The sequence below is a fragment of the Bythopirellula polymerisocia genome (assembly GCF_007860015.1).
Taxonomy (GTDB): Bacteria; Planctomycetota; Planctomycetia; order Pirellulales; family Lacipirellulaceae; genus Bythopirellula; species Bythopirellula polymerisocia.
In genome coordinates this window covers 155838-175332 of sequence record NZ_SJPS01000001.1, presented here as the reverse complement: position 1 = coordinate 175332, position 19495 = coordinate 155838, and the positions used below count along the sequence as shown (strand labels likewise).

At 53.8% G+C, this 19495-nt stretch carries 18 protein-coding genes; 8 read left to right on the top strand and 10 right to left on the bottom strand.

The features are described from left to right. Window positions 1–3: 3 nt before the first annotated feature. The 3 genes from Pla144_RS00680 to Pla144_RS00665 form a co-directional block, all read right to left on the bottom strand. A complete protein-coding gene (locus Pla144_RS00680; protein WP_146447404.1) occupies window positions 4–1389 on the bottom strand; it encodes a hypothetical protein in 1386 nt (461 codons plus the stop codon). A 239-nt stretch (window positions 1390–1628) separates the two neighbouring features. Then, the gene (locus Pla144_RS00675; RefSeq protein ID WP_146447403.1) at window positions 1629–2591 is read right to left on the bottom strand and encodes an MBL fold metallo-hydrolase; all 963 of its coding nucleotides are present in this window, start codon (window positions 2589–2591) and stop codon (window positions 1629–1631) included. 288 nt (window positions 2592–2879) lie between these two features. After that, window positions 2880–3077, bottom strand: coding sequence for a hypothetical protein (locus tag Pla144_RS00665; RefSeq protein WP_146447401.1), 198 nt, complete (start codon window positions 3075–3077; stop codon window positions 2880–2882). Between the two features lie 256 nt (window positions 3078–3333). On the opposite strand from Pla144_RS00665, the gene Pla144_RS00660 reads away from it, so the two are divergent. From Pla144_RS00660 to xerC, 3 genes are all read left to right on the top strand, one after another. Beyond that, entirely contained in the window at window positions 3334–4428 is a 1095-nt protein-coding gene (locus Pla144_RS00660; protein WP_146447400.1) for a hypothetical protein, read from the top strand. Between the two features lie 172 nt (window positions 4429–4600). Continuing rightward, window positions 4601–4870: a hypothetical protein gene (locus Pla144_RS00655; protein WP_197530291.1), complete on the top strand. Its 270-nt coding sequence runs from the start codon at window positions 4601–4603 to the stop codon at window positions 4868–4870. Between the two features lie 57 nt (window positions 4871–4927). Further along, window positions 4928–5827, top strand: coding sequence for a tyrosine recombinase XerC (xerC, locus tag Pla144_RS00650; RefSeq protein WP_146447399.1), 900 nt, complete (start codon window positions 4928–4930; stop codon window positions 5825–5827). Between the two features lie 9 nt (window positions 5828–5836). Here xerC and Pla144_RS00645 read toward each other — a convergent pair whose 3' ends face one another. Continuing rightward, window positions 5837–7507, bottom strand: coding sequence for a CRTAC1 family protein (locus Pla144_RS00645; RefSeq protein WP_146447398.1), 1671 nt, complete (start codon window positions 7505–7507; stop codon window positions 5837–5839). Between the two features lie 238 nt (window positions 7508–7745). After that, entirely contained in the window at window positions 7746–8405 is a 660-nt protein-coding gene (locus Pla144_RS00640) for a PEP-CTERM sorting domain-containing protein (protein WP_146447397.1), read from the bottom strand. Window positions 8406–9055: 650 nt separating this feature from the next. Here Pla144_RS00640 and Pla144_RS00635 point away from each other — a divergent pair. After that, window positions 9056–10435, top strand: coding sequence for a sigma-54-dependent transcriptional regulator (locus Pla144_RS00635; RefSeq protein ID WP_146447396.1), 1380 nt, complete (start codon window positions 9056–9058; stop codon window positions 10433–10435). 165 nt (window positions 10436–10600) lie between these two features. Here the strand turns inward: Pla144_RS00635 and Pla144_RS00630 are convergent, their stop codons facing one another. Further along, window positions 10601–10831 carry a hypothetical protein gene (locus Pla144_RS00630; RefSeq protein ID WP_146447395.1) on the bottom strand — a complete coding sequence of 77 codons (231 nt, stop codon included), beginning with the start codon at window positions 10829–10831 and terminating at the stop codon, window positions 10601–10603. A gap of 192 nt (window positions 10832–11023) precedes the next feature. On the opposite strand from Pla144_RS00630, the gene Pla144_RS00625 reads away from it, so the two are divergent. Continuing rightward, window positions 11024–12367: an adenylate/guanylate cyclase domain-containing protein gene (locus Pla144_RS00625; RefSeq protein WP_197530290.1), complete on the top strand. Its 1344-nt coding sequence runs from the start codon at window positions 11024–11026 to the stop codon at window positions 12365–12367. Window positions 12368–12433: 66 nt separating this feature from the next. Here the strand turns inward: Pla144_RS00625 and Pla144_RS00620 are convergent, their stop codons facing one another. Then, entirely contained in the window at window positions 12434–13189 is a 756-nt protein-coding gene (locus Pla144_RS00620; RefSeq protein WP_197530289.1) for an adenylate kinase family protein, read from the bottom strand. Between the two features lie 244 nt (window positions 13190–13433). Between Pla144_RS00620 and Pla144_RS00615 the strand changes: the two genes are divergently transcribed. Both Pla144_RS00615 and Pla144_RS00610 read left to right on the top strand, forming a co-directional pair. Then, the gene (locus Pla144_RS00615) at window positions 13434–14282 is read left to right on the top strand and encodes a class I SAM-dependent methyltransferase (RefSeq protein WP_146447392.1); all 849 of its coding nucleotides are present in this window, start codon (window positions 13434–13436) and stop codon (window positions 14280–14282) included. Between the two features lie 141 nt (window positions 14283–14423). After that, entirely contained in the window at window positions 14424–15056 is a 633-nt protein-coding gene (locus Pla144_RS00610; RefSeq protein ID WP_197530288.1) for a DUF3124 domain-containing protein, read from the top strand. Between the two features lie 147 nt (window positions 15057–15203). Here the strand turns inward: Pla144_RS00610 and Pla144_RS25255 are convergent, their stop codons facing one another. Continuing rightward, window positions 15204–15338 carry a hypothetical protein gene (locus Pla144_RS25255; RefSeq protein WP_261342304.1) on the bottom strand — a complete coding sequence of 45 codons (135 nt, stop codon included), beginning with the start codon at window positions 15336–15338 and terminating at the stop codon, window positions 15204–15206. Window positions 15339–15753: 415 nt separating this feature from the next. On the opposite strand from Pla144_RS25255, the gene Pla144_RS00605 reads away from it, so the two are divergent. Further along, complete coding sequence (locus Pla144_RS00605) at window positions 15754–16578, top strand: oxidoreductase (RefSeq protein ID WP_146447391.1); 825 nt, start codon at window positions 15754–15756, stop codon at window positions 16576–16578. Window positions 16579–16621: 43 nt separating this feature from the next. On the opposite strand, the gene glgC is transcribed toward Pla144_RS00605, so the two are convergent. Together glgC and Pla144_RS00595 are read right to left on the bottom strand one after the other, a co-directional pair. Next, a complete protein-coding gene (glgC, locus tag Pla144_RS00600; protein WP_146447390.1) occupies window positions 16622–17860 on the bottom strand; it encodes a glucose-1-phosphate adenylyltransferase in 1239 nt (412 codons plus the stop codon). Between the two features lie 534 nt (window positions 17861–18394). After that, entirely contained in the window at window positions 18395–19486 is a 1092-nt protein-coding gene (locus Pla144_RS00595; RefSeq protein ID WP_146447389.1) for a glycosyltransferase family 4 protein, read from the bottom strand. Between the last annotated feature and the right edge of the window lie 9 nt (window positions 19487–19495).

The following is a 19495-nucleotide window of genomic DNA, read 5'->3' as shown; positions in this document are numbered from 1 at the left end:
CAATTAATAACGGGCTATGGGAGCAGCAGGGCGAGCCGCCATCTGCGGTGCTTCTCTGATTATTGGAGCAGACTGACTGAATTGTTGAGGTGAAACCCACGCGACCTGTCCTGAGGGGCCTCGCCCCTGTTTGACCAGCAAATCGGCTTGAACAAGACAGTGATGCGCAAAACCCGGTTGTCCCAACTCATCATGCACTCGAGCCAGATTGCGAAACACGACCGCATTAGGTTCGCGACGGGCTACTTGATCTAGCAATTGCCGAGCCTCGGGTAGATGTCCTGTCTCGGCCAGCAAAACCCCTAGCTCGTGGGCGGCCAAGTAGTTCTGGTTGTGAGCCAGCAAGGCCGCCTGTTGAAACGCCACGGCCCGTCGTTTGGCCATTCGATGCTGCTCTGGCTCGACCTCCGCCAACTGACTGTTAAGCTTGCCAAGTGTGTAAAGTGCCATGGATCCGGCGGGCTCACCTGCAACCGCCAATGCCAACTTGATTTGTGCATAACGGTTGTAGCGGTCCATCATTTGCGAGGGCAATACAACCGCAAAGTCTGCCTCTTTAGCTAGTGGCGTGCGATGCGAGGCACAGATCACTTCTAATGCCATTTCGGCCTCGAGCTGAGTCCCACGAGGAACAAAATCCTCCGCTTCTTCCAAGGCCCTTAACCCTGCGGCCAAACTTTCGCTGCGAGTCCGTGTCCCGTCACGATTATCTTTCGCCTGCGATATCATTCGCAGTACTTCGATCAGTTCCTGCCTCGCAGCATACGATGCCCCTCGTTGGGCCAGGGCATAGGCCGCCCCAATCTTCTCGCGGGACTGCTGATCCAAGCGCACATCCGTTTGCACTCCGGTCGAAACTGCCAATGTGTCCCGCGCAATCACATCCAACAGACGACGTTCCTCGGGCGAGAAGTCGTCCTGAACCGGAGCGACAATCTCATGGCTCTCGCAAACAGCGATTTCGGGAGGTGCTTCTGCTTCTTCTTCAACTTCGACAAGAGGTGAAATATCAGAGTTGGCTTCCTCTATAACAAGTGGTGTCAACAAGATGCCAAGCATCTCCTGTGGAGCAACCGTGTACTCGACATGATCTGGCAAACCCACAAACGGAGTTTCGCCACTACAGACAATCGGCAAGCGATTGAGCTGAGTGTCTGTCGTGAATCCCCATTCGATTGTGTCAGCTCCAGCCTGTATCGGCTGAATCACTTCTTCGGACGGGTCCGCTCGATGCTCACACGAATGCTTGCTTCGCTCGCGTAGCAATTTAAGAATATTTTCCTGCTGTCCACATCCCGTCAGCAGCGCGCAAGTCATCCACAGAAACATGATGACCAGCGAGCCCTGCCATGCATGGCAACGAAGCTGTGAACGATATCCGAATTGCATAGGTTCAACCTTCCCTGGATGAACTTTCGTGGAAAGACCCTACGACGCAATCCTTGCGCGCGGCCTGCTGAGAGAGATTCGGCTAGCACAGCGCAGGTAAATCAGCAAAACCGCTACCACCGGGCCGATGGCTGAGGCACCCATCGTTACAGCCCGCACATCCCGACCACTCCTCCCGCTAGCACCCCCTTCAACCCGCAAACCTTACCACCGGCCGCTTGTGGCATTGCGATGGGACGTCAAAACATCCGCATTTGATAACTCCCTGTTACCGGCAGGGCATTAAACCCCGCTGCACTCAGATGTCCTACGAACTCTGCCGAGCCGTGCGTGCAGTAAATTTCGGCCGCTCCCACGCACCTAGCTGTTTCCAGTAACTGTTCGAAATCAGCGTGGTCCGACAAGGGCAACGCATGATCAACGCGATAACGATACTTGGCCCCTGAATCAACGGCCCATCCTGTCACGGCAATACTTACCGGATGCTTGATCCCCGCTATGCGGAAATTCTTCATCCCTCTTGGCAAGGTCACCACAGCATGATTCGCTCGAACCCGTCCCTTGTATTCCGTTACGTCCCCCAGATCGATGCCACACTGGCGATACACTTGGCTCACGGCAAACGTCGTCGGATGCTGCTGCACTTTGATCCCGTTCAGAGTCAACAGCTTCGTCACCTCTTGGGCCTTACCCAAGGCATAGGCATGGATCACCGGTGTCATGCCAGACTCCAAAATCTCGCGGACTAGAGCGACCAACTCTGTTACAGTCTGATCCCGCGGCGGCAGCCGATACTTCGGCTTGCCAAACGTGCTCTCCATTACCAGGATGTCAGCCTTCGGTAACTCGGCCTCTTCGCAAGTTGCTGAGGATCCCAACTTGAAGTCCCCAGTAAACAGGAGCCGCTTCTCGCCATCGTCGGCCAACAGCATTGCCGACCCTAGGCAATGCCCCGCCGGATAAAGTGTCAGCGTCAGCGGACCGAACCGCATCGGCTCCCGATAGCGCAGTTCCTTCGTACGGCGGTGCGCTCCTAAGCGATGCTGATAGAGGCGTGCCGTCTCCGGGGTGCAAATCGCCAATTCATGCCTGGCCATGTGATCCGCATGGGCATGCGAAATAAACCCCACCTTCTGCCGTCGCGTCACATCGAGCGCGAGCCCTGCCTTTGTCAGAAATAGTCCTTGGTCCCAGTGAAACATGGATTTCCTTATCAAGTGGTGAAAAGGATAATTTCTAACCCTTGGTGATTCTGTCGTATTCACTATGTGGTCCGATCCAGAACTAAACCAAGTCCTCCGCAGACTCCACTGCTAATGCACGATAGTGAATGCCGACACGCGCCGAATGCAAACGACCAATCTTCTTGAAGGAAAGAGAAGGATGGGAAGGATTAGACTTAAGCAATCTAAAATTCTTGTCTGCCAACCTTTGCACGTGCTTTGGCAAACGATGATAAGCCTGCCAGAAATCTGAATCCGCAAAGTGTTTCATAACTCTTGCGTATTGCCGTCGTGATGAGCACGAAGAGCGGCATCAGCCAAGGCATCCAAGCGGCCGGCACGAGCGTCAGCTTCAATTTGCTGGTCCCACAATTCGCCGTCGTATTCAGCGAACCAGGCGCGAAACCGAGCGAGTTCGTCAGGCGAAAGCCCAGTGACAGCGTTTTCCAAGTCATGGAGCGTCATAGTCCCCATTCTACGCCGTCTACCGACTCCCTTCAATTGGCGTGGAGAACTCCTTGGCCAGAGGCACATTTGCCTTCGGGAATCCCTTCCCTAAATCGCTAGCAACGCCTGCATTTGACGTCCATTTCCGCGTTTTTCTTGAGCGACTCTCCCGAATGTGCCGAAGAAACGGACAACGCCACGGCTGCGCAATTGCGTTCGCTGTGGCGCCCAAATTGAAAGGGGGGCCACCTTTCACTTGGGATCGCCTACCACCATGCGTGGGACACTCATCACCATACTGCTCTTGAGCACTCTGCCACTCTCCAGTGGTTGTAGCTTTCTGCTGCCTGAAATCAGCAATCAGCCGGTGATCCGGAATCCGTTCCCGCAACTCAGCAAGATCGCCGTCGCACCCTTCTTCAACCAGAGTGATGAACCGACGGTCGATGGACGCGAGTTTGCAATGGCTTACTTTGCTGAACTACAAGAAACTCCCGGATTTGAAGTCGTTCCAGTCGGGGTGGTAGAAGAAGCCATCATCAACCATCGGGTCGATCTCTCGGGTCCCGGCGAAGCACGTCGTCTGGCGAAATTGCTGGGGGTCGACGCAGTAGTAGTCGGTGCGGTGACTGATTACTCGCCTTACTATCCACCTCGCTGCGGGATGCGTGTGGACTGGTACACAGCCAACCCTGGTTATCACGAAATACCTGCGGGTTATGGGCTTCCTTGGAACACGCCTGAAGAAGAATTCATTCCCGATTCACTCGCCTACGAAGCCAAGTTCTCGCAGGCTCGCGCGCAGATGGCCAACCTTGCTCCTGATTGCGATCAAGCCATCCAACCCTTGCCACAACCACCACAGGAGCAGGACATGTTCGCACCTCCTGTCAAAGAATCGCGTGCTACCAACAAAAGCGAACTTCGCCTGGTGCAAGCAATGGAAGATTTGCCAGCAGGTTTGCAATTCACTCCAGAAGACGTTGAGTCTGCTACGAATGGTAATAACCCATCAATGGTTAGAGAAGATATGACCGGCACAATCAATACAATGCTCCCTGGTTGTCCCGATGATAGTTGTTTCTCACCGCTGCCATCACAAGGAAATCGCCCTGCTTGCATGCCACATAATGGCCCCGTGCTAACACATACGAACATTTATCGCGGCACCGATCCCGAAGTGACCGAAGCATTAAAAGGCTATGTTTACTTTAGAGAGGACGCGCGTTTCGGAGGCTGGGAAGCATATCTCCAACGCAGCGACGACTTTGTTCGCTTTTGCTGTCACATGCATATCTCAGAAATGCTGTCAGCGCGCGGCGGAAGTCGCAAAACGCGGGTGGTGTTACGCTGGCCAGAGTGCCGATAGAGGCTCAAAGGAAACAGTTCTCGCCGGAATGATGTTTCCTCGCACGTAGCCCGCATGGATGCAAGAGGCAATTGACCCCGCCCAAGCATCCGCCCCGATAGTCCCTGCTGCCATGGACCGGCACTATGGAGGCAGAGCTCCCCCCCGCGCTGCCGCACGGAGAGATGCAACTGTGAACGACGACGACATAAATGTACTGGCCCTAGTCAAAGGCAACGAGCGCTACATCTTTTTGTACGACGACTCGCAACGCGCCGAGACTTTGCGCATTCTTGGACGCTATGCCTCGAATCCTGAACTGAGCTTCAGTTGGTACGATGCAGCAGTGATGAGCCAAAAGGTCCGCCAGATGAGCGCTGGCAATTCCAATTCTGGCAACAATCACGCCTCTAAGCCTAAGAACCGCATCTCGCTCGCCCAGCCGCTGGACTTCGAAGAATAAGGTTAGCCGCGACCCGACCGCCGAGACCTGCTCGGAAAAGGGGAGCGCGCCACCGACATGAAGCGCGCAATTGCCCGATTTTTGCAGCACCTCACCATTGAACGAGGTGCTTCTCCGCATACGATCAAGGGTTACCGCGAAGACCTCACTGCCTTTGCCGAGTACTTCAGCGAAGCCGATGGCAGTTGTCCAGATCCGGCTGAGATCACCGCCGTCGAGCTACGCGGATTCCTCTCAGCGCTTCACGAAGCCGGCTACGCCAAAACCTCGATCGCACGAAAACTCGCGTCGCTCCGCAGTCTCTATCGATTCGGCCAGCGCGAAGGCTGGGCCAAGACGAATCCCGCCAAGGCGCTCCGCAATCCTCGCAAGGCGCACAAGCTGCCGCACTTTCTCACGACCGACCAAATCGGCAAGCTGCTTGCTGCTCCCCAAGGCAAATCCCAATCAGCGCTGCGTGACCGGGCTATTCTTGAGACACTCTACTCGGCGGGACTGCGCGTCAGCGAACTCGTGGACCTCAACGACGGCGACCTCGACTTCCCCCAAGGCATCCTCAAAGTACGCGGCAAAGGCCGCAAGGAACGTCTCGCCCCGCTAGGTTCGTTTGCGACGAAAGCCCTGCAAGCTTGGCTAGCCGTGCGAAAGCTGGCACCAAAAGAGCCCACTGGGAGGCAGGCTCCCGTCTTCGTCAACCGATTCGGTACCCGACTCACGACACGAAGTGTCGGCCGCATGCTGGAGAAATACCTGAGCCAAACTGGACTCGATCAACGAACGAGTCCGCATACGCTTCGGCACAGTTTCGCTACCCATCTCTTGGATCGAGGTGCCGATATCCGCAGCGTGCAAGAACTTCTCGGTCATCAGAGCCTGGTCACCACGCAAATCTACACCCACGTGAGCACCAGCAACCTCCGGCAGGCCTACGAAAAGGCCCATCCCCGTGCGGGTTGATCGATCGTGCTATTGCGTTATCTTTCTTCGGAGAAAAAGAAAGACCAGAAGAAGCAATGCGGCAGAAGAGGGTTCAGGCACCGCAGCATGTGATCCCAGAGAGGTTATCACTGGGTTGAATTGTCTCTGCCAGATGAGGAAGTCTCTGCCATCAGTAATGCCATTTCCATCGGCATCTGCGCTATTGTCCTTACCATACGCGGCGTGCCACCAATTCAAATCAGTGATGTCGATACTTCCATCGCCATTAAAATCAGCCGTATCAATATGGGCTGCTTCAGTTACTTGAAGTGTCTGATCGACAGCGATATCAAACAGGTGTTGTACAATTCCACTACTCCATTCGATTGTGATCATATCAACAACATTCGTGTTCGGGCCGAGTCCGAAATGCGCTGTCCGTTCGTTCTGGCTAAGATAGCTGCAGCCGCCATCTATCTCCCAGACGATTTGTGCGGTGGGATCATTCAGATCTTGTGTGACGGTGATCCATGCTCCGATTCCGTCTCGGTTGGAGAGAGTTCCGACGGGCTGAATCCTCAGGAAATGGTTCTGATTGCCTCCACCATTACGGTAAAGGATCGGGGCAGCTAGATTGTTTACAATCACAACATCTAGGTCGCCGTCGTCGTCATAATCAAGATGAGCAAGCCCTCGTCCCTGGAGCGTATCAGTGATTCCGAGCGCATTTGAGACATCGGTGAAAACGCCATTGTCATTCTGCCAGAGAAAGGTGCGGTCGTTGTTCCAACTGCCGCCGTTGTAACCGTTCGTGGCAATGAGATCCGAGTCGCCGTCGTTGTCGTAGTCAAAGAAGCTTGTGCCCCATGACCATCGCGAATCACGCACCCCTGCCTGGAGTGTGACATCGGTGAAAGTGCGATCGCCCTCGTTGCGGTAGAGTCGATTGAAACCACCAAAGGGGCCAGGGAACTCTGGGGCATTGGTAATGTTGGTGATAAACCAATCGAGGTCTCCGTCTCCGTCGTAGTCTGCAAAAGTGGTCCCCATGCCGTTCTGGTCGGTGCCAACGCCGGCAGCAAGGGTCCCGTCAGTGTATGTTCCGTCGCCATTGTTCCAGAAAAGCTGGCTTGTTGGGAAATCTGAGGCAAAAGTCAAATCAAGATGACCATCGCGATCGAGGTCAACAAATCGAGGAGCAAATCGATAAGTCTTCGAATTGCGATAAACATCGATTCCAGCAACAGGGGTGACATCTTCGAACTGACCTGGTTGCGAGGCACCCAGATTGCGTAAAAGGCGAGACTGGCAGTTGGCGACTAAGTTGTTCCAATCACCGGTAATGAGATCAAGATATCCATCATTGTCGTAGTCTCCAAAGCTGGCACCTTGCCCCTGACGCACAGTTCCATTGGCCAGCGCTGCGACGGATCCTGTTCCAGCATCCGTAAAAAAACCTGCCCCATCGTTTAGATAGAGATAATTTCGGGTATCGTTGGTAGTGGTCATGTAGAGATCGAGATCACCGTCGTTGTCGATGTCACCTGACACGACACCGTTAGTCAATGTCGCCGTATTGAAACCAGCCGAGCTAGTTCGCGGTTCAAACGTGCCGTTTCCGAGATTGCGATAAAAGATGTTAGTATCATTGAGCCTGGTAAAAAGCAGGTCGGTACGACCATCGCCGTCAAAATCGCCTGCCGCGACCCCGCCGGTCATGAAAAAGGTTCCGGGCAGACCTTGGATGAGTGTAGAGGTGGTCTAAACATGGTTGATCCCTGCAGTGGCGGTGACATCTGTAAATACAACGGCAAGTGCGTGCAATGGCGACAATAGCCATGCGATCCATACCGCGACGATCAAGTTCTCGAGACTCTTTAATTTCACAAGATACTCACAAAAAAAGCCGCTTGCCCAATCCATTGGATCAGGCAAACGGCATTGGAAAATGCAATTATTATCGATGGCGACGAGAGGGAATTGCCAAACCGACCAGGCACAAACCTGCGATTGCCAGCGAAGCGGGCTCAGGTACTCCCTGGACATTGAAGTTGACGTCGTCCACAAACACTTGTTGATTCAGAGCGCCGCCAAAACTTTGGATGGCGTAGACAACACGGGCGGAGTTAGCGCCAGCGGGTACAGTCGCGCTGACAATAAACTCTTCGTAAGTGGAGCCAATCACGGGGGCCAAGTTAGGTGTTCGTGATATCTCCGTATTTGCGACCGAGTCGCGCCATTCAATGCGGATTTCGCTACCACCCGAATCACCGGCGGCTAACTTGTGCCACCCACTGAACCAGGCCATCGCACCAGCAGCACCAAAGCCGAAATTCGCATCCTGAAATGCTCCGGCGAAAAGGTTGGCATCAGGGCCGATGTTTAACTCTAGCGACTGGGCACCGGTACGAGGCATATCTGTACTGAATTCCGAAGTAGATGATACACCGGCATTAAAGCCTTCCCAGGTACCGACAAATGGGGGGCCATCGAAGGTGAGCGTACCTTCGAAACTGGGATCCGTTAGCAGATTTGGATTGTCCAAGTGGGCCGCCATTGCTGGCGAACAGAAGACGGCAACAGCAACCGTCAAGAGACTGAACTTAAAACTTTTCATGAGCGTTTCCCTCCCAAAAGAAAATGAAACAAAAGCGAACTGATTACCTGAACGGCAATTACCCAGTTCAAGCCGATCGTCTGGGCGAAATGTAAGAGTTACGACGAAGAGGCAGTCTCTAGTCTAACCCAACCACTCGCAAAATTGATATCCTTGGGACCGAAAAAAGCAGGAATTTAGAATATTTCACGCTGTAACATCGTTTCAGGCCCTGCGCTTAACCCACTGAATCGCCAGCGGCCGCAGTTTTTTGGGTGAGCAGGCAACTACCCGGTACGCGTTGTGCCGGCTGCGTGCCGCTCGGCGATCTTACAATCCTACCTTTGCAAGACCTCACGAATGGAATCCGGAGGCGTTGTAGCATTTCCCTCACAACCCCTACCACTCCCACCCGTTTCCAGAAGCCCCCGCGCTCACTTTTGTTGACTTGGTCCCCGCAGCAACGTACATATTTATCGACAGCCTATGGTGAAATCTCCCCGCCGGTAAACGTCTGTTTGCGTCTCCCCAAGCACAGGCCACCGTTTCACAGGATTGTCAATTGTCTGACTCGACGATTGGCCCTCCACATTGGTTGAGACACCAAGACACGCGGCGCCGGGGAATTCCATGGTGGATCATCCCGAGTGCCATACGCCGGGAGACTTACCATGACCCATGGTTCTTTGTTGCTCGTAGATGACGATCGTCAAGTCCTCGAATCAATGGCCGACTGGCTCCGCGATCAGGGCCTCCAACTCGATACTGCGACAGGCTATGCCAACGCAATTCAATTGCTTGGTCGCAAGCAGTACGATCTGCTACTTGTGGATGTAAGGCTCCAAGACGGCGACGGGTTCGATCTCTTGGAGCAAGTACGCCGAAATCATCCTCATACCCACGTCGTGCTGATGACCGGCTACGGCAACGCGGATTCGGCTGTTGAAGCACTACGCGCAGGGGCCTTCGACTACCTGACCAAGCCCCTCATCGACGACGAACTTATGATGACGCTCGAACGGGCCTTCACCCAACGCCGTGTCGTCGAGGAGAATCATCAACTTCGCAAACAACTCGACAAGCACCATGCTATGGACAGCGTTGTCGGCCAGGACCCGCGGATGCTCCGCGTGTTCGATATGGTTACCAGCGTGGCCGATACCAAGGCCACAGTCCTGATCACCGGCGAGAGTGGCACTGGCAAGTCAATGATTGCCCGTACTATCCATCGCCAGAGCAGCCGCGCCGGCAAACCCTTTATCGAAGTCGCTTGCGGTGCACTTCCTGAAAATCTCTTGGAGAGTGAACTCTTCGGCCACGTCGCCGGATCGTTCACCGGCGCCACTGGCGACAAGGTCGGCAAGTTCATGCAAGCCAATGGCGGCACGATCTTCCTCGACGAGATCGGTACCGCCAGCCCCGCGATGCAAGTAAAGCTGCTCCGCGTGTTGCAGGAATTGGAATTTGAGCAAGTCGGCGGTGCGAAAACATTCAAAGTCGATGTCCGCGTCATTCTGGCCACCAACGACGACCTCTCTCAGGCCGTCGCCGAGGGCCGCTTTCGCCAGGATTTGTACTACCGCATCAACGTCATCAACGTCGAACTTCCCGCCCTGCGTGAACGCCACAGCGACATTCCACTGCTCGCCCAGACATTCCTGGCCGAGCTACGCGAAGACACCAACCGCGAAGTCCGGGCATTCAGCGACGAAGCCCTCCTCGCATTGGAATCGTATCCGTGGCCTGGCAATATTCGCGAGTTGCAGAACGTTGTAGAGCGCGCCGTCCTCTTAGGAAAGGGAGATGTCATTACTCCCGGCGACCTCCCGCGAGAAATCGCCGGCGGTCCCACGCTGAACATCTCTCGTGCCGGTTCACGAACCCTCAAAGAGGCTCTCGAAGAACCCGAGCGTCAGATCATCCTCGATGTGCTCGAGTCCAATAACTGGAACCGAAACGCCACAGCCGATTCGCTGGGGGTTAACCGCACAACGCTCTACAAGAAGATGAAAAAACTCGGCCTGGAAGACGGCAAATACGCCATCAACTAGCCGTGCCGATAATATAGATCCGGCATCGAAAACCACACGCCCAGGGATTGCAATCCCTGGGCGACTTACTGCGCAGAATCTCTGGGCTTTTATTGCTTCGACAGCAGTGAATCACCAATTCTAGAAACTTTGCGACAATTTTGTTGCCCCCTTGCGAGCCAGCCATTACATTGCAGATAGATTCGTCCTACGAGCAGTGATTCCTGCTCCTCTACGAACAGTGCGGTCGGTGACAAACGGCGATTGATTCATCATCGATTTCGGGGAGACCTCCAGTCGTGACTCGCCGACCGCACCTTTTTCTTCGTGTCGCTTCCCCAGTCCCCCCCGCGACGCGCAGCGCCAGCGGAGCGGAGCGCGAATTCCAAGCTCACCCCATAGCTCGCGGCTAGACATGCGTTGCCACGCCGTTACCCGGCACTCGGAATCTTGAAAAGCACAATCACGTTCGGCATTTAAGAACCAGTCTCTCTGAAAGCCTGCGACGTTTTCAATAAGGAGTGCCGTTTGGGGAATACCAGTGCCTTTGCTATAATCGCGTTAGACTCAGCATTGCCTCCCCTAAATCCCCCTATGCGCCACCAAAGTATGCCAGAATTCCTCAAAGCCGCGGGGCGCTATCTTGATCCTTATTTGAAAGTTCTTCTCAAAGTTCCTGCGAATGTGGAACGCTACGATTATCGAATGTATCTTTCGATGATCATTGCCAACTACATCGCGCTCGTATTGCACCTCTCCTGGGTTTTCGTCTTCTGGTGGCTGGACTTTCCCACGCTCAGTTTTATCAATATCGGCAGTGTGATTTTCTGGATCTTCAGCATCACGATTCTGTACCGTTGGGGGGCCATGCTCACCGCCGTTATTCTCGGTTCGACCGAGGTCCTGATTCATCAGTTTTTTGCCGTCTATTACTTGGGATGGGAATTCGGGTTTCAGTACTATCTACTCGTGATCGTCGCGTTTACCTTCTTGATGAATTTCAAGAATGTGATGTTTATCCCGGTAGCATTGTTTTTTGTGTGCTTAATCTCATTCTTGGGATTTTACTATCAGGTCCAGTATTGGAACGAGCCCCATGTGTTATTGGGTGCGACGGCCGAGCAAGCTTCTCTGGCGCAGGAAGCATTTCTCAATATTAATGTGACGAGTGCATTTGCGATTCTTGCAATCATGTCGTATTTCTATAGCGATGCGGCGCAGAAGGCGGAGGCGTTGTTGGAGCTGGAACGGGTGAAATCAGAAATGCTCCTGTTAAATGTCTTGCCGACCTCAATTGCCCAGCGGCTCAAAGAAGACCGATCGATTATCGCAGACCATTTTGAATCTGCGACGGTGATGTTTTCCGATATCGTGGGGTTCACAGCCCTATCGGAAAAAGTTCCTCCCAAACAACTTGTAGACCATCTCAATCATCTCTTCTCAGCCTTCGACGACCTCGCCGAAAAGCACGGGCTCGAAAAGATCAAAACGATCGGCGACTCCTACATGGTAGCCGGTGGGATTCCAATCAAGAGCGTCGGCCATGCCAAAGATGTTTCCGCCATGGCACTCGACATGCTCGAGGCGGTTGAAGAGTGTAACCGCGAAACGGGTCAACCGATCAACATTCGCATCGGCATCCACTCTGGCCCTGCGGTGGCTGGGGTGATCGGCATCAAGAAGTTTGCCTACGACGTCTGGGGCGATACGGTCAACACAGCCAGCCGCATGGAATCGAGCGGCCTGCCGGGTCGTATCCAGCTTTCGGGGGAAGCTGTCGCCCTGCTCAACGGCGAGTTCGTGATCGAGGAGCGTGGCGAGGTGGAGGTCAAAGGGAAGGGATGCATGAAGACCTATTGGCTGGTCGGGCGAAGCCACAATGGGGTGGGATCCAAACAACTGGAGATCGATCAAACCCAGACTGAGACGGCTGCAAAAAATGGGGATGCTTGAGTTCCATCTCATCCTGAGTCCGTGTGTGTACACGAATCTGGGAAGAACCCTAAAGAAGAAAAGGAACTACTCCATGGGTATTCCTAAGTGCTTCTGAAGCGACTGCAAAGTGTGCTCAAAGATTTCGTGCGGTTGGCCCTGGGCAGCGATGGAGATTAGTTTGTTCCGTTCCGCGTAGTAGGCAGTCAAAGGTAGGGTTGCTTCGGCGTAGCTATTCATACGCACCCGTACTGCTTCGGGACGATCGTCTTCGCGTTGTAGTAACGCTCCACCGCAGTGATCGCAGGTATTCTCGTTTGCGGAGGGACGGGACGAAATGTGAAACACGGCTTTGCATTGCGCGCAAGTGCGGCGGCCGCCGATGCGGTCTATGATCTCTTCGAGGGGCAGATAGTAGGACAACACTGCGTCCAACGCCACACCCAGTTCACCGAGAATGATTTCCATGCTTTCGGCTTGAGAGAGAGTGCGTGGGATGCCATCCAACAAGAAACCGCCATGGCATCTCAAGCATCCACACCGTTCCCGGATCATCGACATGACTAGCTCGTCAGAGACAAGTTCACCGCGGTTCATGGCGGCCTGTGCGGAGGCCATGGCAGGGCTAGGATTAACTGCGCAGGCACTATCGCGAAACAATTCGCCTGTGGACAAATGACAGGTCCCTAGGTGATCGCATAGAAGCTCAGCTTGAGTTCCTTTCCCGACGCCGGGTGGCCCAAGCAGCACCAAACGATAAGGGTGCTTGCGAGAGAATACTACCGGTTCACATGCGACATTTGAGCCGCGAAGCCAACCTTCTCGATTAGGGTGCTGGCTCATCGGCAAAATCCTCTTTAAACCAGTGTTTCGACTTGTCTGCGATCTGTTCAGCATAGTCTCCGGTGGCGTGATGGAATAGTTGTGAGCGCAAACGACTGCAGAAAAGTTTTGACGCACATGCGCAATTATCACGGCCTAGGGTTTGAATATTGCGTGATTCGACGTAGGATCGCTTCTCGCCTAAGAGTTTGGCATCTTACCCCAAGATCTTCACTGCCACGACGAACTCCCTTTAAAAACGCCCATGGTACATCAACCCTCGAATCCGCCTTATTTTGATGGGTTGCTGCACCGCTTGGCCATCGGGGAAGCGCGCACGGCTGCAGCATTTAGTCGCCATGTTCATTGGGGCTACTGGCACGAACCTCCTCAGGCGACATGCACTCCCGAGGAGTATGGTGAGGCTGCCGAGTTGCTTAGCCGTGTCCTTTGTGATGTGGCAGGGATTGGCGACGGGATGCGGGTCGTCGATGTCGGCTGCGGTTTTGGCGGGACGATCGCGAGTTTAAACGAGCGACTTGGCGAGATGCTGCTTATCGGTGTGAACATCGATCCCAGGCAACTTCAACGCGCATCCGATATGGTGCGACCTTGTGGTATTAATTCACTTAAGTGGGTCGAAGCCGATGCGGCACAAATTCCACTAGCAGATGCCAGTTGCGACGTGGCCTTGGCCCTGGAAAGTGTGTTTCATTTCGACCGTCCCAGGTTCTTTGCCGAAGTGGGTCGCTTGCTGGCACCAGGCGGTAACCTGACGCTCTCAGATTTCGTACCCAGCGAGCGGGCAGCCGAGTATCTTGATGCGATCGATTTCTCGGCGGACGAAGCGGTCCGGTGGAGCTATGGACAAATCGATCTGGCCTGTTCGCTGAGTCGCTATCGAGAACTCGCCAAGGCGAATAACCTTGAGCTAACTCAAGCGATCGATATCACCGAAAACACGCTACCAACTTATGACTTTCTCTATTCCAGCACCAAAGACTGGCCCGAGTCACGAGAAGTCGAACTATTCTCACGGGCAACCCGGCTGTTGGAGAAGGCGAGTCGCAAGGGGATGTTGGGGTATCAAGTATTGCGATTCGACCGATTGTGAGATGTGCCAAGCGAACCCTCAGACGCCAGGCAACGATTCTCGACAGAAGCTATTGGCCTAGAATTGTAGTTTGCGGTAGAGTTCGCTATGGTCACTAAACAAAGCGGGATAACTATCACCGTCACTTAAGCGAGGAATAGCATGGCCAAAATTGCAGATTCTGACGTCGATGCTTTTATGCGACGATTTTGGATGATACTGATTTTCTGTTTTTTCCTCGTGTTGGTGCCGATCTTTCTTGGAGCATATTTCCTGGAGCGCCGGCTTGACTCCTTTGAAGAGACGTTGCGCTTTCAAGCTCCTCAAGCTGTAGGAGCGCCGGCAGCGGATCTGAATTTCGAGATGCTGACGTCGAACGCTGTCCAGGGACAAACGGTTTACGTTCCAGCCTACTCCCACATTTACCATCAAGACGGCAAGCCACACTTGCTGACAATCACCTTAAGTGTGAGAAACACAAGTCTCGACCATGAGATCATCCTGACTTCGGTGCGTTACTTTGATACGGAAGGCAAAGAAATAAAGCAGTATCTCGAAAGTCCACTTTCACTTGCTCCACTTGCCACAACAGCGTTTCTTGTTGAGCGAGATGATACTTCAGGAGGAAGTGGCGCAAACTTCCTGGTCGAGTGGATTTCCAAGGAGCCCGTGACACAACCAGTCATCGAGGCAGTCATGATCGACACGAGCGCGCAGCAAGGGATTTCTTTTGCACGAAGTGGAACGGTTATCAAAGAAAAAACCTTGGAACTTGATGGCAGTGCAGTGGAGTAGGCGACGGTCGAAGAGTTCGGCGTATTTCCCAGAATACTTATGAGTTCCGAACCACACCACCATTTTGATGTCGGTTGCCTTTGACAACTGTTGCGAGCAACAATATTCAGAGAGTCGCGGTTCGGGGACGGCTTGCGCAGTCAAGACCTACGGAATCCCCCTCCCGAATTGGCGTTGCCAAGCGAGGAAGTCGGCGCCGTCGAGGTCGCTGTCATAGCGTGCTTGCCAGCCGTTGACGGGGTCGGTGAGATCATCAACGAGCATGGAGGATGGAATTCTCATTTTTCAGCCTCAGATTCACCCAACGCTGCCCCTGGCCGCAACCAAAAATGAGAACAGGAGAATGGAGATGACGGGGCAGATATTTATGGAAGAAGTAGAACGTGGATTGACGCTGATTGGACGGATTTGCGCGGATTAGTTCGATTGCCTCGGTAAGAATCAGCGAAAATCTGCTGAATCCGCGTTTGTACGGGTCTAAGAACCTCGCTCTTTGATTCTTGTTGAAACAAATTTGCGCAAGCTGAGATAATTTGAATCAGTATTAGAACTGATGCAACACGGAAAAAAAGACAGCTATGTTTCTTATCCTTGTTACGTCCCTGTCGATCCGTGGCTAAACTCTTAGTAGAAGATCGATCGAATGTCGATTCTTGGGGAGTTGTGGAACACATGTTCAGAGGCAAGTTAAGACAATATGACAGAGCAGAAAAACGTAGCGCTTGTGACAGGCGCATCGTCGGGGATTGGTAAGGCAATCGCCGAGCAATTGTTGGCCGACGGATTGGTTGTCTATGGGGCAGCGCGACGGCTGGAAAAGATGGCCGATCTCAAGCGGCATGGGGCGATTGCGTTGGAGATGGATATCACCAAGGAAGGGGATGTTGCGCGCGTAATCGACCAAATCGTAAGCGAAGTTGGCGGGGTGGATGTGTTGGTGAACAACGCTGGGTTTGGCAACTACGGCGCGATGGAAGACACCTCGATTGAAGATGCCAAGTATCAGTTTGATGTAAATCTGTTTGGGCTGGCGCGTATAACCAAGGCAGTACTGCCGCACATGCGCGAACAAAAACGCGGCAAGATCGTGAATATCTCTTCTATGGCGGGCAAGATGTACATGCCGATGGGGGCCTGGTATCACGGCTCGAAGCATGCGCTCGAAGGTTGGTCCGATTGTTTAAGGTTGGAGCTGGACCAGTTTGGAATCGATGTGATCATTATCGAGCCGGGCGTCATCGAAACAGAATTTGACGACTCGATGATCGGCCCGATGATGGAGCGTTCTGGCAACACGGCTTACTCCGAACTGGCTAACAAGGTAAAGGTAGCCAGTATCGAGGCTTACGGAGAAGGGACTGCTACCCCGGCTAGTGCGGTGGCAAAAACGGTCTCTCAAGCGATAAAGTCGCGCAAGCCGAAGACACGCTACATCGTCGGAAAAATGGCCCGGCCGATGATCTTTGCCCGCAAGTGGCTGGGAGATCGCTTGTTTGACAAGATCGTGGAATGGTCGATTTGAGGTGAGAACTCGTTTAGCCGCAACCCGAAGGGGAGCGTTCTGTTTACTTCCGCGAGAAAATCTCTTCCACCGCTTCGATCACCGGCACCACGACGATACCCCCCTCTGTGATCGTGAAACCGCGGCGGGCATCGAGTTCTAGGTCGACGCCAATCTGGGCGCCGTCGGGTACGTGGACATATTTGTCGATGATCGCATTGCGGACAATGGCACCTTTGCCTATCTGGACACCGCGAAACAAGATCGAACCAGACACCTCAGCACATTCTTCGACACGGACTCGCGACGAGAGAATCGAGCGATCCACCTTGCCACCGGAAATAATCGTCCCCGCGGCGACGATGCTGTCGGTGGCCATGCCGCGACGACCGGAAGGCTCGTTGAACACGAATTTAGGCGGTGGCAGATTCGGCTGATCGGTACGCACAGGCCAGTGATAATCGTAAAGGTTCAGCAAAGGCTCGACATCCGTGAGCTCCAGGTTCGATTGGTAGTAGGCATCCAGTGTTCCGACGTCGCGCCAATAGAGATCGGCCTTGGAATTTTCGTCAATAAACGGATATGCCATCAGCCGATGCGACTTGATCACCGAGGGAATGATGTTGCGGCCAAAATCATGGGCGGAATGTTGTATTGTGGCGTCCTGGCAGAGTTGGTCGAAAAGGAAGTGGGCGTTGAAGACATAAATGCCCATCGAAGCAAGACATTGTGTGTCGCTGCCAGGCATCGTCTTCGGCTCATCCGGTTTTTCCTCGAAGCCAACAATCCGGCTCTGCTCGTCCGTCTGCATGACTCCGAAGGACTTGGCCTCTTCAACTCCCACCCTCAAGGCAGCTATCGTGAGGTCAGCATTGTTTTCCTTGTGAAAGTCGACCATCTTGCCGTAGTCCATTTTGTAAATATGGTCTCCGGCCAGTATGACAACGTGTTCAGGGCGCTCCTTTTCGAGGGTGTAAATGTTTTGATACACGGCGTCGGCTGTGCCCCGGTACCATTGCTCATCGATACGTTGCTGCGGAGGGACGACGTCGATGAATTCGCCAAGCTCGCGGCTCAAGAGATGGCGCCAACCCGTGCCAAGATGGCGATTAAGGCTCATCGCCTTGTATTGCGTGAGCACCAGTACACGGCGAATACCGCTATTAATGCAGTTGGAGAGGGTGAAGTCGACAATGCGATAAATGCCACCAAAGGGGACCGCCGGCTTGGCTCGTTCGCGGGTGAGCGGTTCGAGCCGAGTTCCCTTGCCGCCTGCCAAAACCACTGCCAAGACATCGTTCATCGCGTCAGTTCCTCCCTGGTGTTTCCTTGCGATATGAGAATAGCTGTAACTCAGGCAATTCTAATGGTTTAGGGGGTGCGGGCAAAGAGCTACATCCGCAGTGGGTCGCTGCCGAGGAACGGGTCTGAACCAATTATTCACAATTTCTAAATCAGATGGCAACTTTTGACCATTACAGTTGCGACCAAGTTGACCGTTCGACCAGGGCCGAATCAGTCGCACGCAAATGCCCGTTCTTTCCTCGCCACAGTGCGATTCGGCCCTGGTTTCTTTCCAGTCAGTTAATCAAGCAGCGAGATTTACCCAATGAGAGCCTATCCCGAATACTTGCCTTCACCCCGACAGATCGCATCGGAATGTGCAAGAATCCGCCAACGTTGGACCCCGGCAGAACATCGTCGTCGCACGGTAGGATACGAATTTCACGTATCACAGGAAAAGTGGTTACCACCGATAATCGACACGGCCTCGTGTCTCTCGGGAGTTAGGCGTTTGGTTGCTGAGGCGTAATCTTATGCAACGGAATGCTGACGGCTAGATTGTAAGTTTTTCGTAGGCCTGAAGCATGGTCGATAGTGTAAGCCGCTCGGCAATGACACTCCTGGCAACTTCGGCACATTGTTCTCTGAGTGCGGAGTTTTCCAAGAGTTCAACCGTGTGGCGAGTCCAAGTTGCCCGTTTCTCAGTTGGAACAAGGAATCCGTTTTCCCCATGGGTTATGACTTGAGCATGAGCAGATATGTCATTGGCCACGGCGGGGATGCCCAGCGACTGCGCAGTTAGCAGGGCAGAGGGGATCGAGGTGCTGCGTCCCGGTTGCCAATAGACAGCGCTGTGCTTGAGAAACGACAACAAGGAGTCAGAACTATTTTTTGGAATATTAGCTCTGACCCCTTTCTCAAAACGGATGGCTTTTGGCTCGCTGACCAGGCGGGCGTAACGTTCTAGGCGCGCACGGTCGGGGCCGTCGCCGAGGATTATCAAGCAGGCTTGTTCGTGCAAAGTGCGAACCAGTTCGAAATTCCAAATCGCTTCGTCGATGAGTTGCGATCTGGTGAGTGGGCCAGCGATTGTGATCAGTTCGGAATCGGCAGGGAGAATGAGTTCGGCTAGCAGTTGGTCTTTCGATAAATCGATCTCGGTTGGAGTGGGCACACCAGGAGAAATGACTACAACTTTATTCGGCAAGTGCTCCGCGGCGTAATCCACGACGATGCGATCGAGTTTCGCAGTATCGCTGCCGAACCATCGCTCTCTCCAAGAATGTTTGGAACGACGCTCAGCAGGAAGCGTTCCGATTAGTTTCGCCTTGGGAAGTGCCCAACGGGCGAGCCAGGTGAATTCGGCTGCTCGGGCTCCCCAGAATTGGACCACCCGGGGATGCATCGAACGGAGTTGCACAGCACACTCTCGCAAGGCAAATGGATCGAGTTGCCAACGCGGTCGGACAACGACACATGTGGCACCCAGGGCACAAATTTCGTCGCGAGCCACAGGGTTGCCCGAGAGAATTATCACAGCCACCCTTTCGCCGGCCTGAACCTGGCTGCGAACCACCGACCGCAAATGGGCGGCGGCATCAAAGGGACTCCACTCGGCGATCAGGTGGACGATGGAGTGGGTCATGGGTGTATG